This is a genomic window from Spirochaetae bacterium HGW-Spirochaetae-1, assembly GCA_002839375.1.
Lineage (GTDB): Bacteria > Spirochaetota > UBA4802 > UBA4802 > UBA5550 > PGXY01.
On record PGXY01000006.1, the window covers coordinates 203,435 to 224,540 of the forward strand.

The following is a 21,106-nucleotide window of genomic DNA, read 5'->3' on the forward strand; positions in this document are numbered from 1 at the left end:
TGCCGGTACATTGATGAAGTAACGGTGTAAAATGCCGGTCTAATTATTCAAGCAGAATTTAAGGGAAAGGATAAGGGTGAGGGGGGGATTATTTTTTCGGGAAAAAGTGAAATTTGTTTTACTAAATATTAATAGTATGTTATTTTTAAGCATTCCGGCGCAGACTCTTTTCTCACGAGGAATAAACTGGCCGAAAAGTATATTTTCAGGAATACACGGAGCGAGGATATGAAAAAAACAGCAGCAGCCATAATTCTCTTCTTTCTTGCCATAACACTGGGTTCCGCCGGGGACGAGGCGCTCGTCATGGAATCCATGACGCCCATCGTTTCAAAGGCCTTTACCAGGAGCGGGAAGATCAGCACCCTGGTCAGGTCCATCAACGATTTTATGAAGACTTCCATGACCATAGAACAGAAAAAAGATTTTCTGAAGGACATTGAGGAGTTCAAAAACAAAACAGGCATCGATCCCCTGAACGAGAATTCGCTCAAGGAGACGGGCATCGATACGGAAAAGCCCCTGGGCTTTGCCTATATCGATAAGACCGAGACGGTGGAAAAGATGATGATTTTTCTCCCCGTCCTGGATGGAAAGTCCTTCCCGGTGCGTTTTGTGCAGATAGTCAAAAAAATGAAAAAGGACGCCCCGGCCGCCGATGTTTTTCCCGTGATTACGGCCTACAAGAATTACAACCTGTACCAGGTTCAGAAAGATCTATTCTGTACCGCCATCAATGATTATTTAATCGTGTCCTCCCAGGGGGAACTGCTCCGCGAAGCAATCGATCTGGGCATGAATACCGATTCCTCCCTTGCGGCGGACCCGCTCTATATTGATTATCTGCGGAAAAGCCGGAATTCCAACGACCTCAATATATTCGCCCGCCGCGACCTCCTCATGGAGGCCGTCAATTCATTTCAGAAGGGTTTAATGCAGAAGCAGCCCCGGGATGAGATGATGGAAAACGTTCCCCAGGGGAACAATACGCCGTTTCCCGGAATCGATATGGATAATACCAGCGGATATATAGCCGTTCCCGTCATGTATCCCGCGGAAAATAATTCCGATATGTCAGGGGCATCATCCACTCTTAACGCCCTGGACTACCTGGTCCTGGGCTTGAATCTTGAGCCGCGCAAGGTACAGGTGCAGATCGGGGCCAGTTTCAACAACAGCGATCCCATGGTGACGTCGATCCTCAATATCCTGAAAACCGGGAGTGCCGGTGAGGGCATTTATCCCACTACGGCCGTTATTTACGGTTACCTGGGTCTTGATCTGAAGAAGATGGAGGATATGTGCCGGAAGCCTGCTCCGCTCTGTGCCCAGTACGCCAAGATAAAAGCCGACATCCGGAATGATTACGGTATCGATATGGCGAAGGACTTTATTCCCGCCAGCAGCGGCATTTTCAATATACTCGTGGGAAATCCCACTATTGGCGAATACACGCTCTTTCTGCCCATGACGGATAAAAAGAAGATACAGGTCGTGAATACGGCGATGCAGGCTCACCTGAAGAAAAAATATGCCCAGGGGAACCGGTTCGGCTATATCACGCTGGGCAAGAATAAGGGGTGCTGGTTTTTTGATAAAAACAACAAGAAACAGTTCATTGTCGCTGATGCCCGGGGCCTGTACATGAGCAGCAGCGATGTGTTCCTGAAAAAAGTCATGAATGAGAAAAATATCAGGCAGGTGAAAACCGGCGGCGAGCTCTTGAAAAAGCTGACCGACGAAGTTTTTTTTCTTACCTATATCCAGAAGAACATGTTTCTCTCGGGCCTTATCAAGTCCCAGGCGCAGGCAAACAAGCAGCTGCGTGACGCGACGAACAGTATTGGGGACATATATGTTTCGGGAGCCAAAAACGGTAATTTCATCTCTATTGACCTGGATGTGGCCATGGAGATTGTTGCGGGCATGTAGGGGATATTTTTTATGAAATACGTATTCGGCCCGGTGAATTCCCGGAGGCTGGGAATTTCACTGGGCATTGACCTGGTGCCCCATAAAACATGTTCTCTCAACTGCATTTACTGTGAATGCGGAGAGACCACGGACTGCACGGCGCTGCTGCGCGAGTATGTGCCGGTGAAGGATGTACTGGCGGAGCTCGATTCGTACCTGTCATCCTCGCCGGAACTGGATGTGCTGACCTTCTCCGGGTCGGGGGAGCCCACGCTCCACAGCGGTATCGGCACCATCATCGCGTACCTGAAGGAGCGCTATCCCCGTTATCCCGTAGTTGTGCTGACCAACGGTACCCTTCTCTGGAAAGAAGAGGTGAGGGAGGCCCTGGTTCGCGCCGACATTATCATTCCTTCCCTCGATGCCGTTTCAGAGCCGGTTTTCCGGAAGATGCTCAGACCTACGGGGGAAATCACGGCGGAAAGGCTGGTGCGGGGACTGATGGACTTCCGCCCGGTTTTTGCGGGCAGGATGATAATAGAGATATTTATCCTGCCCGGGGTCAATGACACTCCCGACGAACTGGCAAGACTGAAAGAGGCCTGTGAAAAAATAGGACCGGACGAAATACAGCTCAATCGTCTTGACAGGCCCGGGGCCGTATACGGGCTGCAAACGGCATCGTGGAAGAGACTGGTGGAGATCAAAGAGTTTTTCCTGCCCCTTGCCGTGGAAATCATCGGGAAACCCGATTACAGTAAAAAAATTACCGGAAGCGTCTCGGAGATCCATGACGCCGTTGGCGCCGTTCTGAAGAGACGTCCGTCGACGATCGATGACCTGAGCAGAACCCTGGGACTCCGGAAGGTCGAGGTCATGAAAATTATCGAAGAAATGGATACGGGGGGGATTCTCAGTAAAGAGGAAATGGAAAGGGGGATATTCTACCGGATGCGGGCCGATGCGGCAGAATAAAGCCGCATCCCTGCAGTTTGGACGCCGCTAATTTGATATAATAACAAGCTCGCCAGAAGGTAGGTAGAAGCTCGATAGAAGCTCGATAGAAGGTAGGTAGAAGCTCGATAGAAGCTCGATAGAAGGTAGGTAGAAGCTCGATAGAAGCCCCCTGTGCGCATTGCATTGTGTCAGACAGAAAGGGGAATCAGTATTTTCGCGTAGGTTTTTTCCCTGCCGTCGGTAGTGATGACAAAATTGTCGTGGGGAATATCGATGTTTTTCAGCAATACCACCACCATGGATATGCCCAGTCCCATACCCTCGGCTTCCGGGTCGGGATTTTCCATGTAAAACTCGGCAATATTGTCGTATTTAGACGATTGTTCTATCTTTCTGGTGATTTTTTTTAATTCCTTGTCAGAAAGGGGCAGATTGTTTATAACCTCAATAATGAGGTTTTTGTTCTGCACCTTCAGATAGATACGCGTTGACAGGTGTTTGCTTTTTGCCTTGATGCCGTATTCCAGCAGGGCGTCTTCGTTTAAAATGGAGCGTATCTGCTTCACTACCTGGACCGGATCGTCGGGATTGGTTATTTTCCCCTCGTCGATGAGGATTTTTTTCGCATTTGCCTTGGTTGCATTGGCCATTAGCTCTTTTATACAGGAAAGTATGGGGGTGAATATCTCCTGCCGGTGAAATCTTTCAAGGATTTTCATCAGGGAGAACTTTATCTTCTCTTCAGTGTCTTCCAGGGCGGAATAGGTGATAAAGACAAGATCATCACTGTTTTTTATGGCAGTGATGACACTTCTCTGGAAATTCTGATTTAGGCTTACCGTCTGCATGGTGTTTATAGATATAATCGATATTTTATCAAAAATTTTCAAGTATAAAAAATATATGGTTGAAATAGACCGGAAAATATTTTTTCTGGTATAATTAAGAAGTTATTGAATAACTGAAGTATTCTGCACACTATTTTCAGGGGATGTCATAATGTTTGAGGCTCTTTTTCCTTCCATTTCATCGATTTTGTCCCTTGCGGGAGTAGGTCTGGTTTTCGGACTTATTCTTTCCATTGCCAAGATAAAACTCATGGTGGAAAAAGACCCGAAAATCGACCAGGTTCTCAGTGTGCTGCCCGGGGCCAACTGCGGGGCCTGTGGTATGCCCGGCTGCTCCGCCTATGCCACCAGGATAGTGGAAGAGCATTATGAGATATCCCTCTGTCCCGTGGGCGGGGCCGATTCAATAGCGAAAATCGCTTCAATAATGGGCCTTGAACCCGTGGTAGGTGTAAGTCCCATGACTGCCCGGGTTCACTGTCAGGGCGGTCATGCCGAGGCATTGAAGCGATTCAAGTACAGCGGCCCCAGAAGCTGCAGCGCTGCGCAGAATATTATGGGCGGTTTCAAGGTCTGCGAATTCGGCTGTCTCGGTCTGGGCGACTGCACCAGGGTATGCCCTTTTGACGCCATTCACATGGGAGACAAGGGTCTTCCCGTTGTAGTAATTGATAAATGTACGGGATGCAACAACTGTGTTGATGTGTGCCCCCGGGATATTATCACCCTTGCCCCGATAGATACGGAAGTCAGGGTAATGTGTCTCAACAGGGAAAAGGCGCCGGTGATGAAAAAGGGATGCTCCGCTGGATGCATCGGCTGCAAACTCTGCGAAAAGAACTGTCCCGAGGATGCCATTCACGTCACCGATTTCTGCGCGGTTATTGACTATGATAAATGCACCAACTGTTATACGTGTGTGGAGGTTTGCCCCGTACCGGTAATCAACCCTGTAGAGCGCTCGAAAAAATTTCAGAAAAAAAAGGAAGAACCTGAAAATCTGCAGGCCGAAAACAAGGCAGAAGTATGAAGTCAATATTTGATATGACAGGCGCTGAAAGAGCGGCCGCCCTTCTGGTCGCTCTTGGGCCTGAAATAGCATCGGAAATACTGCGTTATCTCGACGAAGACAGCATCGAAAAAATTACCGTTGAAATTGCAAGGATAGACCGCCTTTCCATTGAAGAGAAGGAGGATCTCATCGGGGAATTCCTCATTGCCCTGAAGAAGGAGCGGCGCAACCTGCATGCCGGGGAAAAGACAGCCCTGGATCTCCTGGAAAAAACTTTTGGTATAGACAAGGCCCATGAAATTCTGCATAAAGTTTCAGCACGGGACGTCCGCGGGGAATTCGAATTCCTCAGGGAACTGGAGCCGGAGCTTCTGGCTAAACTGCTGAAAGAGGAAATGCCCCAGACGATTGCCGTTGCCATGACGTATCTCCCCTCCAGTATATCGGCCGGGATTCTCCAGGCACTGCCTTCTGAAACGGCTAAAACGGTAGCCCTGCGCATGGCACGGCTCGACAGCGTTTCACCGGAAGCCGTGGTGGAAATAGCGCGGGGTTTGAAAAGGAGGTACAAGGCCTTTCTTCAGCAGAACGTTCATGTACGTGACGGTGGTGTCAATTCGCTTATCAACATAATCAACAACATGAGTTATGATGAGGAAAAGCGTCTTCTGAACCAGCTGGACGGGGTTCTTCCCGAAGTGACAAAAGAGATACGGAACCGTATTCTCAGTTTTGAAAATGTCGTTAACCTGTCGAATCGTGATTTGCGTGTTCTCATCGATGAGATAAAGGACGACCGACTGATAGCACGGGCCCTCAAGGGAGCCGGTGATGATATCCGGTTCAAGTTTATCCGGAATATGAGTCAGAACCGCGCCACGGATGTCATAACGGAGATGGATTCAATAGGGTCTCTGCGGCTTACGGAAGTCGAGGAATGCAGGTCCGTCATTATGGAGATTATGCGTAATCTCTACGACAGCGGAGAAATTGTTTTTAAGAAGGACGGCGAAATTTTTGTGGAGTAATAAGCTATGTCATGCAATAATGACGGATTGCTTCTTCGCCTTGATAAATTAAATAATGGATGAAATAAATATGAAATTCAGCGAATGGAATTTCAATGAGGATTTACTCAGAGGAATAGAGGAAACCGGTTATGCGGAATGCATGCCGGTTCAGGAATTGACGTACAAGGAAGTATTTAAAGGGAAGGACATTCTTGTCCAGTCCCAGACAGGATCGGGGAAAACGGCGGCATTTCTTATACCCATTTTTCAGCTTTTTCTTGAAAGCGAGACTCCCCGGGAAAAGAAAGCGCTTATAATAGTTCCCACCCGTGAACTTGCCGTACAGATTGAAAAGGAGGCCGAACTGCTGGGACGTCATCTTGACCTGGTGATCGGCAGCTTTTATGGCGGTGTGGGATATACGCAGCAGGAAAAACTGATCCGTGAGGGTGTCAATATCATCATCGGTACGCCGGGCAGACTCATAGATTTCAACCAGTCGGGCAAGCTCAAGTTCAATGATATCGATATACTGGTCATCGATGAGGCCGACCGGCTTTTCGATATGGGATTTTATCCCGACCTGAAGAAGATGCTTAAAAGGATGAAGCCCAGGGAGGAGCGGCGCACCATGCTGTTCAGTGCCACGCTGAGCGTCCAGGTGAAGAATCTCGCCTGGGAACACATGAACGAACCGGCCGATGTCTCCGTCTCACCGGAGAATATGACCGTGGACAATATCACCCAGGGGCTTTACCACGTGGGACGTCATGAAAAGATGAAGCTCCTTCTCGGACTGCTCAATTCACTGCAGCCGAAAAATGTTCTTGTGTTCACCAACACCAAGCAGGCCGCCTTTGAGGTGGCCCAGCGGCTCGGGCTTAACGGTTACGATGCCGAGTATATTATCGGCGATCTGCCCCAGTCCAAAAGGCAGAAGGTTATCGATGGCATGAAAAGTGGCACGGTGCCGTATCTCGTGGCCACGGACGTGGCGGCCCGGGGACTGCATATCAACGATCTCGAGCTCGTGGTTAATTATGACCTGCCCGAGGACTGTGAGAATTATGTTCACCGTATTGGAAGAACGGCCAGGGCGGGAAAATCGGGAAATGCCATATCCCTCTCCTGTGAAAAATATGTTTACGGCCTGGAAGCCATCGAAACGTTTACGGGAATGAAAATACCGGTTCTCTTTGCCGATGAAAGCCTGTATGTAGAGGATAAAAGCGCCGGCAGGTATTTCAACCTTGAAAGAAGCAAACACAAGTTCGAGGAAGCGGAGAGAGGCCGCGGCGGCAGAGGCAGGGACGGCCGGGGCAAAACGACTCAGGATACGAGAAAAATTGTGCAGCGAAAAAAACCGGAACGGACCAGGCCCCATGCCGCTGTCAGTGCCGGTACGGCCGCCGTGGCAAAAGAGGAGGCCGTTGAAACCATTGTACGGCGTCCCGCCAGGAAAAATACGGGAAAGAGGACCGACGAAGCAAGGCCGGTTAGAGCTCAGTCTCCCGTTGAAACGGGCAGGGGAAAACGCCCCGCAGCGGCATCCCCGGTAAAGAAGGCCGATAAAAAACCCGCAGGTAAAACCAGGATTGAAGATCGTCTTAAGTACTATAGCGAGAAATACGGGGAAAACTTCACTGCCAGCAGCGAGCTCCTGGAAAAGGACAGGCAGAAACGTTCCCTGATTCAGAAAATAAAGGGCATTTTCAGGAGACCGTAAAAATGCTCCGTATCCCAGCATGCATACTGCTGACATGCATCTGCCTCCTGGCCGGGACGTTCACTGTCAGCGCCCAGGAGGAGGGAAAAACCCTGTCCAGGATTGCGGCAGACATTGAACAATACCGGGACAAGGAAACTACCATGAAGCTGAAACTCAAGTATGTGGACGCCATATTTGAGAAAATCATCTTTTATGACGCCAATAATCATGATATCGTCTTTGATATTTCCGATAAAAAAAAGAGAAAGATGCTCCGGAACCAGCTCCTCACCATCCATGAAGGCATGGACTACTATGTAACCTTCCTGGTCAGGGGTAAGGGCGCTCTGGACATGATTATCGCCGATCTCGTCGATTTCAAGCCTGTTATCATGTCATATATACCGGAATAAAAAAAGAAGGGTCTCTATAGACTGAAGGCAGAATAGCTGGGCGGCTATTCTGCCCTCAAATGATTTAACGCAGTGCCAAGTTAACAATATGATATAATCGGGAGGGAAATACCATATTACCACTTGTAGTCCAATTATCGGCATCAATGGTGAAAACTTTAGTTTTTTTTTAATTGTGGTGAAAATTTATGGAGGGAAAAGTAATTAAGGGATTCGGCCGATATTATACCGTGAAGTCCGGGTCTGAAGAGTATACCTGCGTACTGCGCGGTAAAATCAAGCAGGATAAGCGCCTGAAAAGATATTCCGACCCCGTCGCCGTGGGAGACCTGGTGGCTTTTTTCCTCAATGCCGATGGAGGCGGTGGTGTCATTGAAACCATTCATGAAAGGAAAAATATATTTTCAAGAAAAGACCGCGGAAACCGGAAAGAGGATATCCTGGCGTCGAACCTGGACCAGATCATCGTTATCCAGTCCTATGATGAGCCTCCCTTCAACCTCAGGTTCGTGGACCGTCTTTTTGTCCGCGGTGAGAAAGAGGGCATCCCGGTCCTCCTCTGTGTCAACAAAAGCGACCTGGCCGGTCCGAAAGACGAGGAATATATCCGGTCTTATTATAAAAAGACCAACATGAAAGTTATCAGCGTCAGCGCCAGGACCGGCAGGGGACTGGGCGAGATGAAAAAAATGACGGCAGGCAAATGTTCCGTCCTGGCGGGTTATTCCGGCGTGGGGAAATCATCGATACTGAACGGGATATACCCCGGTCTTGATCTTAAAACATCCACTGTCTCGGAGAGCACGGGCAAGGGGCGCCATACAACCACCAATGTGGCCCTGGTCGATATCGATGACCGGACATCCATAATCGATTCGCCGGGCCTGCGGGAGTTTGGTCTTATGGATATCGAGCCCCGGGACCTGGCCGGCTATTTCAGCGACTTCAGGGATTACATAGATGACTGCCGCTTCAAGCCCTGTACGCACGATCATGAGCCGGAGTGCGGCGTGAAAAAACAGGTTGAGGCCGGCGGCATTTTTTATGATCGCTATATATCATACCTTAATATTCTCTATTCTTTAAAAGAGTATTATGATAATATGTATTCGTGAGAAGAAAATCGTGATATGATTGATCTAAAAGACCTCACCATAACTTTTGACGGGAAAACAGTGATAGACGGCGTTGATATGCATGTGGGCGCCGGAGAAACGCTGGTTATCCTGGGCAAAAATGGTTCGGGCAAATCGGTAATCCTGAAGGCCGTTGCCGGGCTTATAGACAACTTCAGAGGTACGATCGGCATCAACGGCATGGATATCCGGGAGTTCTATGCCGGGAGGGGCAGGGCCGGACACGGCAGCATTACTGACGTAAGCCTGGCCTACGTGTTCCAGAAGGGAGGCCTTTTCGACTCCATGGACGTCCATGAGAATGTCGCCTTCGGTTTGCGGCGTATGGGAATCGACAGTGCGGAAACCGATGAGCGTGTTCTTGCTTCGCTGGCCCGCGTGGGACTCCGGGGCAATGAAAAAAAACTTCCCTCGGAACTCTCGGGAGGCATGCAGAAACGGGTGGGGCTCGCCAGGGCCATATGCATGAACCCCGACATTATCCTCTATGATGATCCCACGGCCGGACTTGACCCCATTCTTTCCGACTCCATGGCCGATCTTATCCTGGAAATACGGGAATCTCTGCGGACCACTTCCATAGTGGTGACGCACGATCTGAAGGTGGCGGAAAAGATAGCCGACACTATCGCGTTGCTCTACGGCGGTAAAATTGTATTCAGTGGAGACCGGGCGGCCTTTTTTTCCCATGAAAACAGTTTTGCAGCGCAGTTCATCGAAGGCGATATCGAGGGGCCCATAGATATATTTTAACCTCATCCCCCTGACCCCCTTCTCCCCGAGGGAGAAGGGGGAATGTGTCAGGAAATTTTCTTTATGGAATGGGGAGGAAGAGAAAAAAATAAAGGAGGCATTGTGATGAAACGTTTATTAATATGGATTACTCTTTTCGCCGTCATGGCCGGCGGCTGCGCGCGTAATGAACGCTCGGCCCTCATTTCAAAAAAGTTCATCGATGACAATACCTATGAAATAGTCTGCCGTGGTTTTCCCATGGCCGAAACAGAGGGTATTGCCCGTTTTGAATCGGCCAAAAGGGCGGCGCTCATGAACGCCTATTTTTATACCCGGCAGACTTTCAATGATACGGTGTTTCCCGACCGCGACGGGGATGTCAACCGGGTGGAAGTGGGGAACGACTATGCCGTGGTTTACTATGTGATAAAGAAACGCGATCTGAAAAAGAGATTGCGGTAAGGGAATGATTCGGGTTTTCACACACTACTGACAGGAGTTTATGTATGATTTTGAATATTAAAGACAGTGCCGAGTATGATGTAATTGCCATAGGATCGGCGCTTCTTGATCTTACCATCAGCGTCGAAGACTCTTTTTTGCAGGAGCTGGGACTGGAAAAGGGCCGTATGCAGCTGGTCGACCGCGAAACGAGCGCCGCCATCCTGGAACGGATAAAGGGACTCCCCATGGAAATGACCCCGGGCGGCAGTTCGGCCAATACCCTGGCGGGGATACTTAATTTCAGCGGCAGGGGGCTCTTCCTCGGTTCCGTGGGACGCGACTCTCATGGCGATGTATACATTTCCGAAACAAAGAAAATAGGTGTGGAGACCATGATCGGAAGACATGACAGTATCACGGGCCACGCCATAACCTTTATAACGCCCGATTCAGAGCGGACCTTCGCCGTGCACCTGGGAGCGGCCCTGCAGTTTTCAGAGGATGATGTTCCTGACAGCGTGATGGGTCGGGGAAAGGTTCTGCACCTCGAGGGATATCTCTTTGAGCTGGACAACCTGAACGCGGCATGCCAGAAGGCCATGCGCCTGGCAAAGGATAACGGCCTGGCCGTATCAATTGATCTTTCCGATCCGTCCCTTATCGGCCGCATATACGACCGCCTTTTCAGTGCCGTAAAGGACTATGCCGATATCGTTTTCGTCAACGAAGACGAGGCCCGTGTATTCACGGGAAAAGCTGAGCGCGATGCGCTCGATGCCCTCTACGACCTCTGTCCCTATGCCGTGGTGAAACTGGGGGCGCAGGGGAGCCTGATCAAAACCGGGGACCGGGTCTATGACGTAACGGCTGTAAAAACAAAGGTGGTGAACACCAACGGCGCCGGAGACATGTACGCGGCGGGCATTCTGTACGCCCTGACTCACGGCATGCAGCCCCTTGACGCGGGAAAGCTGGCCAGCTTCGCATCGTCGCGTGTCGTGGGACAGACCGGGGCGCGCCTCGGTGAAAAACTTGACATTAAAACCATACTTGCGCGGTAGCGGAATAATTCAGGTGTCGCGGTAACAAAAAGACATGAAAGAAAAAATTGAAATAGGCGCTATCGGCATCATCCATACACCCTTCCGGACCGTGGAGGACCGGGTCCCCATTCAGGGAAGAATGCACCGCGAGAGCGAAGGAACCGTGCATCTCTTCGAAGAATACCGGAACGGTCTCAAGGACCTGGAGGGTTTCTCTCACATTTTTCTCGTCTATTATTTTGACCGGAGCGATACGGTGATGCTCAGGGCCCGTCCCTATGCCGACAGGGAGGAACACGGCATCTTCGCCATCCGGTCGCCGCATCGGCCCAATCATATAGGCCTTACCCTGGTGGAACTTGTTGCCGTGGAGAATGCCATAGTGCGGGTCAGGGGCGTCGATATGCTCGATGGAACGCCCCTTCTCGATATCAAGCCATATAATCCTCTTTTCGATTCAGCTGCGGAGGTCCGCACGGGATGGATGGAGAATCTCGAGAGTACCGGCTCTTTCAATAAAAAACTGGGAGACCGGGAAGAGTGGCTGCATAAGAAATAACCGTAATTCCGCACGATGCCCTGGTACCAAACTGAAACACAGGGAGCCTCGTTAGTTTTTACCGATTATAATGATTATAAATATTTGCTGTTGACTGACGGCGAAAATGATGTATAATAATAGGGTGATTGCGAGGTGTTGAAGATATGCATCTCGAAAGATTTTTCACAGGTGATCCATGAGAGAGAGAATAAAAAGACTCTGGTGCGGCATGTCCGGTGTTTTTGCCCGGGATCAGCGGGCGCCGGAGTCGGGAAATAAAAAGCTTCCCGGACCCTTGAAGGTGTATGAAAATGCCGATTTTACAATGCAGCTCAAAGCCCGGTTCATGTATTACCTTTCTGTTACAAGTATTGGTATTGTCACATTCATTACATCATACAGCTACTTTATCCAGTTGACCGGCGAAGGCTATGGCGGGCTTAATTACCCGGTGCTGCTGTCGGAAACGGTTGGAATAGCAATTTTCCTGGGATGCCTCATTCTGCTTAAAAAAGGTTATTATGCCCTGGCTTCCCATTTTCTCCTGTCGGCAGCCCTTATCCTTATCTGGATAGTCATGATAGTAGACCGGGGCGACGCCGTTTCCCGACTTGATTCCCTGGTGATGATCGTGCCTATTCTCAGCATGATTCCCCTGGTTGTTTCACGTTATAAGCAGGTCATTCTTTTATATGTTGCCGCAAATATTATCATGCTTTTTCTGTTTATGAAATTATTCCGCTACCAGCTTGCCATTCCCGATTTTGCCGTCGCCGACTACCTGGCCGATATGTCCATGGCCCTGATTTTTATAGGTATTTCAGTCTATAATATTTTCAGGATAAACAAGGCATCCCTTGAGCGGGCCGAGGCTGATATCGAAGAGCGCAGGAAGGCCGAGGATGCGCTCTCGTTCCAGAAATCTCTTCTCGAGGCCCAGTCCGAGGCTTCCTCTGACGGCATCCTTGTCGTGGATGGTGAGGGGCGGATGATATCGTGGAACAGCCGGTTCCGCGAGCTGTGGGGAATACCCAATCATATTCTTGCATCAGGCTCTGATCAGAGCGCACTCCGGTATATCATGGAAAAGCTGCGTGACAGTGATGCATTCATATGCAGGGTGCAGTATCTCTATGAACATCCGGAAGAGAAGAGCAGTGATGAGATATTCCTTGCAGACGGGAGAATATTTGACCGTTATTCGTCACCGGTTAGGGGGAAAGATGGCCAATACCTGGGAAGGGTATGGTATTTCAGGGACATTACGGGTAAAAAGGAGGCCGAGGACGAGAATAACAGGCTCATTGAACAGCTCGCTCAGTCGCAGAGGATGGAATCCATAGGAAGACTTGCGGGCGGAATCGCCCATGATTTTAATAACCTCCTCACGGCAATTTCCGGCAATGTCGATCTTTCCCTTATCGATCTTAAAAAAGGACGTTCCCCTGAAAATCATCTTACCGATGCCAAAAGCGCAGCGGTAAGCGCCGCGACCCTGACGAGGCAGCTCCTGGCTTTTTCCCGCAAGCAGATCATCGAGCCCCGGGTTATGGACCTGGTTAAAATGGTGTCCCGTTCAAAAAACATGCTGGAGAGGATAATCGGCGAAAACATTCAGCTGCTGATAGAATCGAAGTCTCATCGGGCCATGATAAAGTCTGATCCAGGGCAGATAGAACAGATAATCGTTAACCTGGCCGTGAACGCCCGCGATGCCATGCCCCAGGGGGGAACTCTCACCATCGAAACAGGAGAAGTGATCCTGGGGGATGACTATGTTCGTCAGCACCCCTACACAATTTCCGGCCGCTATATCACGCTGTCGGTTTCTGACACGGGCATCGGTATTCCCGGGGAAATAAGAGAACATCTCTTTGAGCCTTTTTTTACGACAAAGCCCAAGGGAAAGGGAACCGGCCTGGGGCTTGCCACGACCTATGGCGCGGTCAAGCAGAACGGGGGCTTCATTGAAGTTGATTCTGAACCGGGACAGGGCTCTGTATTTATCATATATCTGCCCCGTGTGGAATCGGAAGAAGAAGACGAGGGGAAAAGCCAGCCTCCCGATAATCCTCCCGTGGGCGGAAATGAGACAATTTTACTGGTGGAAGATGATGACATGGTGCGTAATTTTGCCACCAATATCCTGGAGCGCCTTGGATACAACATCATATCCTGCAATACGGCGGAAAGCGCGCTGGAGAAATCCCGTGAATACAGCGGGAATATCCACATCCTCGTCACTGACGTAGTGCTTCCCGGCATGAATGGCAAGACCCTGGCCGATGCGATTGTAAAACAGCGTCAGGGTATTAAGGTGCTCTTTACATCGGGGTATAATGAAAACATCATTGTTCATCATGGCGTGCTTGATGAGGGGATACAGTTTATAGGGAAACCTTATACCATGGACAGTCTTGCCCGGAAGATCCGTGAGATTATGGACGGGGTTTGAAGGGGGGATTATTCGGAAACGTCGAATATTTTACTGATTTCATTTATGGCCAGGGGGTACGTCTTATTGAATGAAAGTTTTGATTTGAACCCTGCCGCGTTTTTATGTCCGCCGCCGCCGTTTTCCATGGCTATTTTCGCCACGTCATGATTGCCCTTGGTTCGCATGCTGACCTTTACGGGACCCTCCAGGTCCTGCTTTATGAGGATACTGGCCACGACACCGCGGACCGTCAGGGGAAGGTTGATGGCCGGTTCTCCCTCGGCAAAGGAGGCTCCCGTGGCCTCCAGCATGGCCGGTGTCAGTTTCATGGCAATGAGTCTTCCGCCCTGCAGTACCTCCATGGTGGAGAGAATCCTGCTGCGCAGTTCGAAACTGGACAGCGAATTGTTTTCATAAAGCTGCTCATAGATTTTAAAGGGATTGGCTCCTTTTTCAATGCAGTGGGCCGCGATACGATAGGTCAGGGGTGATGTTTTTGGATACCGGAATGAGCCCGTGTCGAAGACCATGCCGGTGTAAATTGCCTGGGCCGATTTAAAGGTGATGTCTTTCCCGTAATACTCAATGATGTCATAAACGATCTCGCAGGCCGACGATGCTTCCACCTTGATGAAATTTGAATCAAACTTGTCCCGGCCGCCCTCGTGATGGTCGATTATGAAGGTATCAAGCACCCTGTCCTTAAGGGTGTGATATGCGGCGCCGATATTATCATAATCGTTGGTATCCAGGACGAACTGGGCATATTCATTGATGTCGTCGGGAAGGGTGAAATGTTCATCGAAGATATTGATTTCGTTTTCCGTGTCGATGAATTTCACTGTGAAGGGCATGGGATCGGAATTGATGATTATGGACTTTTTCCCCAGGGACAGGAGCAGTTCATTGAAGGCGATTTCCGCGCCAAGACCGTCGGCATCGGGACTTTCATGCGTTGAGATTATGAATTTATCATATTTCTTCAGGTAGCTGTCTATGTTTTTAAAACCTGAGTCCATTAACCCACCGTGACCGTTTTATTTTTAAGCAGGGGATATCCCATCTCTTCCCGTATCTGGACATACTGTTCGGCGCATCTCCTGGCTATATTGCGCACCCTGGCAATGTAGCCCACGCGCTCCGTAACGGAGATGGCGCCCCGCGCATCGAGCATGTTAAATACATGTGAACACTTCAGTACATAATCATAGGCCGGCAGAACAATATGGATATCTTCGCGGTCCAGAATGGCCAGGCATTCCTTTTCGTAGAGGTCAAAGAGTTTGAAGTGGAGGTCTACGTCGGCTATATTGAAATTATAATGGGAAAATTCGAATTCGCTCCGGTGATGCACGTCCCGGTAGGAGAGAGTATCGTTCCACTGCAGGTCATAGACGTTATCGACGCCCTGGATGTACATGCAGATACGTTCAAGTCCGTAGGTGAGTTCCACGGAAACAGGGGACAGTTCTATGCTGCCGCACTGCTGAAAATAGGTGAACTGGGTTATTTCCATGCCATCGAGCCAGACCTCCCATCCAAGTCCTGCAGCTCCCAGTGTGGGAGATTCCCAGTCATCCTCAACAAAGCGGACATCGTGCTCTTCCAGCTTTATGCCCAGATACCGGAGGGAATCGAGGTACATCTCCTGTACATTGACCGGTGACGGTTTCATAATGACCTGGTATTGGTAATAATGCTGAAGGCGATTGGGATTGTCTCCATATCGGCCGTCGGTGGGACGCCGGGATGGCTCCACATAGGCTACATTCCAGGGTTCGGGACCAAGGACGCGGAGAAACGTGGCAGGGTTGAAGGTACCGGCTCCCACTTCCAGGTCATATCCCTGTATAATTATACAGTTGCGTTCCGACCAGTATTTGTTCAGATTGGCGATTATATCTTGGAAATGCATAAAAAATTCCCTTTGTATAGTTTATTTCTTTGACAGAAAAAATGATAAGGGAGAGGCGAGGTTCCCGTCAAGCAATTAAAAAGCTGAGAGCGTTTATCGTGTGAAATTAATTATTTTCAGACGGTGCCCGTATAGGTGTCTTTCAGGACCTTGTGCAGTTGTTCATAATACTTTTTATCCGCCAGTTTGAAGTAATCCAGCACATCCTCGTCCATGAATTCGAAGCGGAATTTTTTATTTTCAATTTCCACGAAGGCGTCTGCCAGGTATACGATATAGATGAGTTCCTTTAGCTTTTCCGGGGCCATGTGGGGCCGGTGATGCAGTTCGATGGTGGATATGAGGGCTTCATTGAATTTCCACTTTTTCCCGATGAGAGCTCCCAGTGTGCTGTGGCTCATGCCGAGACTGATTTCTTCCAGGAGATTCGAATCATCCAGCCCCTTTATTCCCGTTATCTCTCGCAGTTTTTTAAACAGTTTTTCATCAACGGAAAGCATGACAATTCTGCCTATGTCGGCAAGAAGGGCGGCCAGGTAGGCGAATTCACTGATTTTGTTGTATTTGAGCTGAATAGCGATTTTCTGGGCGTAAAAGGCCCTTTTATAGGAATCCTTCCATATGGCCTCAAAGCGCTTATAGCGGTTTTCAATGATCTTGTATACGCCCGTGGCCACGAGAAGGGTGTTTATTCCTTTGATGCCAATCTTGACCACGGCCTCCTCGATGGTTTCCACCTTCCTGATGCTCATATAGCCTGCTGAATTGGCCAGTTTAAGGATCGATGTGGTAAGTCCCGGGTCCCGGGATATGCTTTCGGCAATGTGTTTTATCGGCGTTTCGGGATTGCTGCACAATTTCTGGATTTCGCTGATATTCTCGGGAAAGGCCGGGATTTCATCGATTTCCTTGAGGATGCGTTCCGTTATTTCAATGCGCGATTCGGGCTCGCTGAGATTTTTGGGTATGGAAATGGTGGCAATGGTCAGATCACCCTTGCGGTAAATTTTAAAGCAGTCGGACTTAAGACCGCTGTTCTTGAAGAGCATCATGGCCATTATAAGTCCCAGGCCCGCTCCCTCGGAATCGTCCAATACGTCTTCAAATGCGTCGGATATGTCAGTGTATTTATATGCCTTGGCAATGCGGGCGTTTATTTTATTGAGTTCCGCTTCCAGAATGGGGATATTATTTATCACATTAATGTGGATATGATCGTCGGAAATTTTGAATGCCGCCCTGACAACGAGTTTTGACTCCTCCAGTTTATCCAGATATTCTTCCGTGCTTGTCTGGTATATTTCGATCTTGAAGTTCTCCATTCCCTGGCGGTATTCCTCGATTTTATTGATATCGAGCTCTTTTAATTTGAAATACAGGCGTTTCAGGTTGGCTTTTATGGAATTATTGATGAGTTCCTTGACGACGGTGATTATTGTATCCTTTATATAAAGAATGTCATATTCTTCCAGGTATCGATGGATGATTTTGATTATTTGAGCCTCGATATCGGGTCTGAAGGTGTGGAACTGGATGTAAAAATCGTCTCCATGTTTAATGGCCGATTTAAAATCAGGGGGATTCATTACATACGCTTTAATGTTATTATCATTCAAAACCGATTGCTCCTGGAAATCATTATATCATCATTATCGGTTGTCCTGCCCCGTGAGTTTACATTAACAGGAACGGGGAAGGCGCCGGTCCCGATTTTTTTTGGTTGATTGGCGGTGGGACTGACGGCAAATTTAATTTTTTTACTGGAAATAATCAAGTCTTTTCCCTGAATTTTTGAGTGAACCGGCGAAAATTGTCCCCACGGCAAAATAGACCTGGTTTTCTCCTTCGGGTGAAAAGCCCCGGGCATATCCGATGAAGGCCTTAAGATCAACAGCGTATCCCAGGGTTATGCGTGTGTGCAGTTCGACGCCTGCGGACGGTTTCAGGTCTCCAACGGACAGGGCGCCGTTCCAGACAGTGCCGTAGTCGGCAAAACAGGTAAGCCAGAGATCACGGAACATGACCGGGAAGGTATTATAGGCCGCGTCAAACTGGATGAGGGGAAACCGGTATTCCAGTGTGGCAGCCATGAGCCGGTCGCCGTAAAACCTGCCGGCCGGGTATCCCCGGAGTCCCCATTCGTCCCGAATATCCTCTGGATCTCCCGTTTCTCCCCTGGTGTACTGTCCCAGGCTGAAGCTGTTGACCATGTCGGGCTTGTTGATATAGATTCCGCCCCGCAGCCGAACCTTGGTCACATGGTTGTCCATAAAGCCCGGCAGAAATTCGGAATAATTCCCCGCTGCCCGGTAATAGGAATAATCCGAAGCCAGGGCGCGGTTGAAGATATCGGCAATGATCAGGAGCTTGCGGCCCTGCTCGGGACTTATGGAATAGACATGGGACCTGGTGTTGTCGAAGAGCCAGGCTCCCTGGATACGCGCCTGCATTATTTCATAATGGGGGAAATACCGTGAAGCGGTATTATTTGTATCAATAAATGATTTCTCATAAATGTAGGCCAGGTTGACGGCCTGTATTCTTGATATAGCAACAAAGGGGAACAGGACTGAGATGTAGCCGCTCCTGTTCAGTTCCCGGTAGAGGAGCGTATTGTGTTCCCCCTCCCAGGGGAAGTCATCCTTTCCCGTGAAAATAGAATCATCGCTGTAGCCCACGGTAAAATCGGGATACAGGGCCGAAAAGGTATAGCTCAGGTCCAGATTCAGCTGCTTCTGTTTGAAGAAATAAAACATGGATATGAAGTAGCTGTGCCGGTACAGCACATCGTTACCCAGGGTATAAAACCCCAGGGCGTAGTCCATGGTGCCTTCGTATATCTCCTTTGAATATAACTGGGGAAGCACTACCTGCGGCAGGACGGAGTTGAAGGCGTTATATGATTTAGATCCGGCCAGGTCTCGTGTTTCTTCCCGGCGGGAGGTGAAAAAACCGGCGTCCAGGGCTTCGGTCTTCTGTTTTCCGCTTTCATATGCCGGGGCCGGTACTGTTTCGGGGGAATCGAAAAGGGCGGCCTGTTCGCCCTTAAGCGCTGATCCCGGATAGGGCATGATGGAAATGGCGTAGCCGTTTTTTTCATAGGAGGCAAAGGCGATGATGGTGCCGTCCGTCGATATATCCGGTGAAAAGGCCCCGCCAATGACATTAGTGAGCCGTGTAACGGTTTCTTTGTTTCTATCATACTCGTGGAGGTTATACACCCCGTTCCTGTCGGAGCTGAAGATAATGCGGTCACCGGCGGGGTGCCATGCGGGATCTATGTCATTGTACGCGTCGCGGGTGATACGCGTACATTTTCCCGTGATGCGGTTCATGATTGCCAGGTCCGTGTATCCGCCGCGGTCCTTTATCGTAAAGACGATCTCCCTGCCATCGGGTGAGAGCCGGGCAAAGGACAGCTGGATATCCGTATCGGCGATGAGCATTTTCTTTGCCTTAAAAGATGGGTCTGTTTCAACGAGGTCGAAGCGGCCGTTGTTCTGGGCGATATATATGGCGGCATTTCCGTCGTCGGTCATATCGATATATTTTCCCCTTAATCGCGAGGTGACCGCATTATAGGCACCGCGGAAACGGTATGCCTCATTGTACAGGGAAAAATTCCGGTAATACTGTTTGTCGGAAATGACGATATCATCGCTTCCCGTTACAGACATGCTGTCGGGAAAAAATACCCGGCACAGATTCCGGCTGTCTCCCGATGTGAAGTCATATCTGACCAGGGAGTTGCCTCTCGTGCGGGATTTCCGGATAAAATACAGAGCCCGGGATGTCCTGCTGAACCGGGGCAGGGTCGCGCTATTGTCGGTGTGTGAAAGTATTTTGTACCGTGAAAGACCCGCGGCCCGGATCGATTCGATCTGTTTCCTGTAGCCGTTTTTTACGGACTGCTCCCAGTCCCGGTAGAGGTCGATGAAGGAGCGGCCGTATACATCGCGGGCGTTCTTATTGATGAGATAGGGGATAACGTTGTCGGCATTTTCCCGGTAGACCTCGTCTACGCTGTCTTCGGTATAAGTCCGGTTCAGGTATTGCGTGAAGAGGCCTCCGTACAGGTAAGGAACCTGACCCATGGGCCAGGAACGGGGAAAGTGCGAGGCCTGGGAAATGGATTTCAGGGTGCCTGCATTGACTTCGGTGCGCAGTACCATGTCCGTGTAAGTGCTGTTGTTGCGGCCACGGCCCGTTTCCCGCGATTCATGGAATACGGCGTTTCCCTCGATGAGCCAAAGGGGCTGGAACGATCCGGGGAACCATATCCGGCCCGGGAAATACCGGGTTACGGCCGGACACCCCCGTATCATGTCCAGGGTCAGGATGTGCGTGTACTCATGGGTGAATACCATCTCCAGCCAGTTGGTGAAATTGTTCAGTGATGAATTCAGGCTGGGCCGGGAAACATAGATTTCAACGCGGTTGACGGGGAAGGGCATGGCCATGCCGTTGGCATCATCAAGGTTGTCGATGAGTATTACATGAGTTCTTTCCCAGGGTTTCCACCTGATCCGGGGCGCCAGGCGGGAATGGACATCCTCGGCAATTATTTTCATGGAAAGGGCTGTTTCTTCAAGTCCCTGGTGATAGTGGATGTAAAAATGTTCGGTCTGTACGGTTTTCCAGTGCAGCGAGGGATCATATAAAAGGGCTGCAAAGACAGCGGGTCCGGCAGATATAAAGAGGAGCAGTATCCATAATCGGAGCCCGATGAATAACAATTTTTTTTTGAAAGTAGTATTTTTCACTGGCGGATATTGTCTTTTTTCTATTTTTGGTCCATAATGAATGAAAGCCCACCGGGTAAAAGTCCCATGCATATTTTTGTGGAATATTATGCCCGGTTATACATCTTATAATCAATGAGTCTGTAGCCTTTTTTTGTCAAGAAAACCATTGAAAAGAGTAAAAGTAATCCGGAGAGGCTGTAAAGCAAATTATTAATTATGAGGAGAAGTCCTTTTTTTTAAATTGACAA

The 21,106-nt window shown here is 49.4% G+C and carries 17 protein-coding genes; 12 read left to right on the forward strand and 5 right to left on the reverse strand.

Annotated features, from left to right (window positions below):
• Positions 1-228 precede the first annotated feature (228 nt).
• Both CVV44_13055 and CVV44_13060 read left to right on the forward strand, forming a co-directional pair.
• Positions 229-1,932: a hypothetical protein gene (locus CVV44_13055; protein PKL38090.1), complete on the forward strand. Its 1,704-nt coding sequence runs from the start codon at positions 229-231 to the stop codon at positions 1,930-1,932.
• 12 nt (positions 1,933-1,944) lie between these two features.
• The gene (locus tag CVV44_13060) at positions 1,945-2,889 is read left to right on the forward strand and encodes a radical SAM protein (protein PKL38091.1); all 945 of its coding nucleotides are present in this window, start codon (positions 1,945-1,947) and stop codon (positions 2,887-2,889) included.
• A 170-nt stretch (positions 2,890-3,059) separates the two neighbouring features.
• Here the strand turns inward: CVV44_13060 and CVV44_13065 are convergent, their stop codons facing one another.
• Positions 3,060-3,719, reverse strand: coding sequence for a hypothetical protein (locus CVV44_13065; protein ID PKL38092.1), 660 nt, complete (start codon positions 3,717-3,719; stop codon positions 3,060-3,062).
• A 151-nt stretch (positions 3,720-3,870) separates the two neighbouring features.
• On the opposite strand from CVV44_13065, the gene CVV44_13070 reads away from it, so the two are divergent.
• From CVV44_13070 to CVV44_13115, 10 genes are all read left to right on the forward strand, one after another.
• The gene (locus tag CVV44_13070) at positions 3,871-4,749 is read left to right on the forward strand and encodes a hypothetical protein (GenBank protein PKL38093.1); all 879 of its coding nucleotides are present in this window, start codon (positions 3,871-3,873) and stop codon (positions 4,747-4,749) included.
• Positions 4,746-5,759: a flagellar motor switch protein FliG gene (gene fliG / locus CVV44_13075; GenBank protein ID PKL38094.1), complete on the forward strand. Its 1,014-nt coding sequence runs from the start codon at positions 4,746-4,748 to the stop codon at positions 5,757-5,759. Before CVV44_13070 ends, fliG begins: the two co-directional genes overlap by 4 nt.
• Positions 5,760-5,829: 70 nt before the next feature.
• Entirely contained in the window at positions 5,830-7,467 is a 1,638-nt protein-coding gene (locus CVV44_13080; protein ID PKL38221.1) for a DEAD/DEAH box helicase, read from the forward strand.
• 2 nt (positions 7,468-7,469) lie between these two features.
• Positions 7,470-7,862, forward strand: coding sequence for a hypothetical protein (locus tag CVV44_13085; protein PKL38095.1), 393 nt, complete (start codon positions 7,470-7,472; stop codon positions 7,860-7,862).
• Between the two features lie 188 nt (positions 7,863-8,050).
• Positions 8,051-8,977: a ribosome small subunit-dependent GTPase A gene (rsgA, locus tag CVV44_13090; protein PKL38096.1), complete on the forward strand. Its 927-nt coding sequence runs from the start codon at positions 8,051-8,053 to the stop codon at positions 8,975-8,977.
• Positions 8,978-8,992: 15 nt separating this feature from the next.
• Complete coding sequence (locus tag CVV44_13095) at positions 8,993-9,751, forward strand: ABC transporter ATP-binding protein (protein ID PKL38097.1); 759 nt, start codon at positions 8,993-8,995, stop codon at positions 9,749-9,751.
• Between the two features lie 42 nt (positions 9,752-9,793).
• Positions 9,794-10,195: a hypothetical protein gene (locus CVV44_13100; GenBank protein PKL38098.1), complete on the forward strand. Its 402-nt coding sequence runs from the start codon at positions 9,794-9,796 to the stop codon at positions 10,193-10,195.
• Between the two features lie 44 nt (positions 10,196-10,239).
• A complete protein-coding gene (locus CVV44_13105) occupies positions 10,240-11,238 on the forward strand; it encodes a hypothetical protein (GenBank protein PKL38099.1) in 999 nt (332 codons plus the stop codon).
• Between the two features lie 34 nt (positions 11,239-11,272).
• Positions 11,273-11,779, forward strand: a complete 507-nt coding sequence (tsaA, locus tag CVV44_13110; protein PKL38100.1) for a tRNA (N6-threonylcarbamoyladenosine(37)-N6)-methyltransferase TrmO — start codon at positions 11,273-11,275, stop codon at positions 11,777-11,779.
• 178 nt (positions 11,780-11,957) lie between these two features.
• On the forward strand, positions 11,958-14,216 hold the full coding sequence (locus tag CVV44_13115; GenBank protein ID PKL38101.1) for a hypothetical protein: 2,259 nt from the start codon (positions 11,958-11,960) through the stop codon (positions 14,214-14,216).
• Positions 14,217-14,224: 8 nt separating this feature from the next.
• On the opposite strand, the gene CVV44_13120 is transcribed toward CVV44_13115, so the two are convergent.
• From CVV44_13120 to CVV44_13135, 4 genes are all read right to left on the reverse strand, one after another.
• Positions 14,225-15,217 (reverse strand): bifunctional oligoribonuclease/PAP phosphatase NrnA, encoded by a 993-nt coding sequence (locus CVV44_13120; GenBank protein PKL38102.1) that lies wholly within the window; start codon positions 15,215-15,217, stop codon positions 14,225-14,227.
• Complete coding sequence (gene glyQ, locus CVV44_13125; protein PKL38103.1) at positions 15,217-16,113, reverse strand: glycine--tRNA ligase subunit alpha; 897 nt, start codon at positions 16,111-16,113, stop codon at positions 15,217-15,219. The genes CVV44_13120 and glyQ overlap by 1 nt, the downstream gene beginning before the upstream one ends.
• A 116-nt stretch (positions 16,114-16,229) precedes the next feature.
• Positions 16,230-17,729, reverse strand: a complete 1,500-nt coding sequence (locus tag CVV44_13130; protein PKL38104.1) for a hypothetical protein — start codon at positions 17,727-17,729, stop codon at positions 16,230-16,232.
• A 141-nt stretch (positions 17,730-17,870) separates the two neighbouring features.
• Positions 17,871-20,948, reverse strand: a complete 3,078-nt coding sequence (locus CVV44_13135) for a hypothetical protein (GenBank protein PKL38105.1) — start codon at positions 20,946-20,948, stop codon at positions 17,871-17,873.
• Positions 20,949-21,106: the final 158 nt, after the last annotated feature.

Excerpts from the sequence above, each read along its gene's own strand:
- CVV44_13100 (PKL38098.1), top strand. The coding sequence starts at position 9,794 with ATGTGTCAGGAAATTTTCTTTATGGAATGGGGAGGAAGAGAAAAAAAT.
- CVV44_13135 (PKL38105.1), bottom strand. The coding sequence starts at position 20,948 with ATGCATGGGACTTTTACCCGGTGGGCTTTCATTCATTATGGACCAAAA.
- tsaA (PKL38100.1), top strand. The coding sequence starts at position 11,273 with ATGAAAGAAAAAATTGAAATAGGCGCTATCGGCATCATCCATACACCC.
- CVV44_13120 (PKL38102.1), bottom strand. The coding sequence starts at position 15,217 with ATGGACTCAGGTTTTAAAAACATAGACAGCTACCTGAAGAAATATGAT.
- CVV44_13070 (PKL38093.1), top strand. The coding sequence starts at position 3,871 with ATGTTTGAGGCTCTTTTTCCTTCCATTTCATCGATTTTGTCCCTTGCG.
- CVV44_13080 (PKL38221.1), top strand. The coding sequence starts at position 5,830 with ATGAAATTCAGCGAATGGAATTTCAATGAGGATTTACTCAGAGGAATA.
- glyQ (PKL38103.1), bottom strand. The coding sequence starts at position 16,113 with ATGCATTTCCAAGATATAATCGCCAATCTGAACAAATACTGGTCGGAA.
- CVV44_13115 (PKL38101.1), top strand. The coding sequence starts at position 11,958 with ATGAGAGAGAGAATAAAAAGACTCTGGTGCGGCATGTCCGGTGTTTTT.
- CVV44_13085 (PKL38095.1), top strand. The coding sequence starts at position 7,470 with ATGCTCCGTATCCCAGCATGCATACTGCTGACATGCATCTGCCTCCTG.
- CVV44_13105 (PKL38099.1), top strand. The coding sequence starts at position 10,240 with ATGATTTTGAATATTAAAGACAGTGCCGAGTATGATGTAATTGCCATA.
- CVV44_13060 (PKL38091.1), top strand. The coding sequence starts at position 1,945 with ATGAAATACGTATTCGGCCCGGTGAATTCCCGGAGGCTGGGAATTTCA.
- CVV44_13095 (PKL38097.1), top strand. The coding sequence starts at position 8,993 with ATGATTGATCTAAAAGACCTCACCATAACTTTTGACGGGAAAACAGTG.
- CVV44_13065 (PKL38092.1), bottom strand. The coding sequence starts at position 3,719 with ATGCAGACGGTAAGCCTAAATCAGAATTTCCAGAGAAGTGTCATCACT.
- fliG (PKL38094.1), top strand. The coding sequence starts at position 4,746 with ATGAAGTCAATATTTGATATGACAGGCGCTGAAAGAGCGGCCGCCCTT.
- CVV44_13055 (PKL38090.1), top strand. The coding sequence starts at position 229 with ATGAAAAAAACAGCAGCAGCCATAATTCTCTTCTTTCTTGCCATAACA.
- rsgA (PKL38096.1), top strand. The coding sequence starts at position 8,051 with ATGGAGGGAAAAGTAATTAAGGGATTCGGCCGATATTATACCGTGAAG.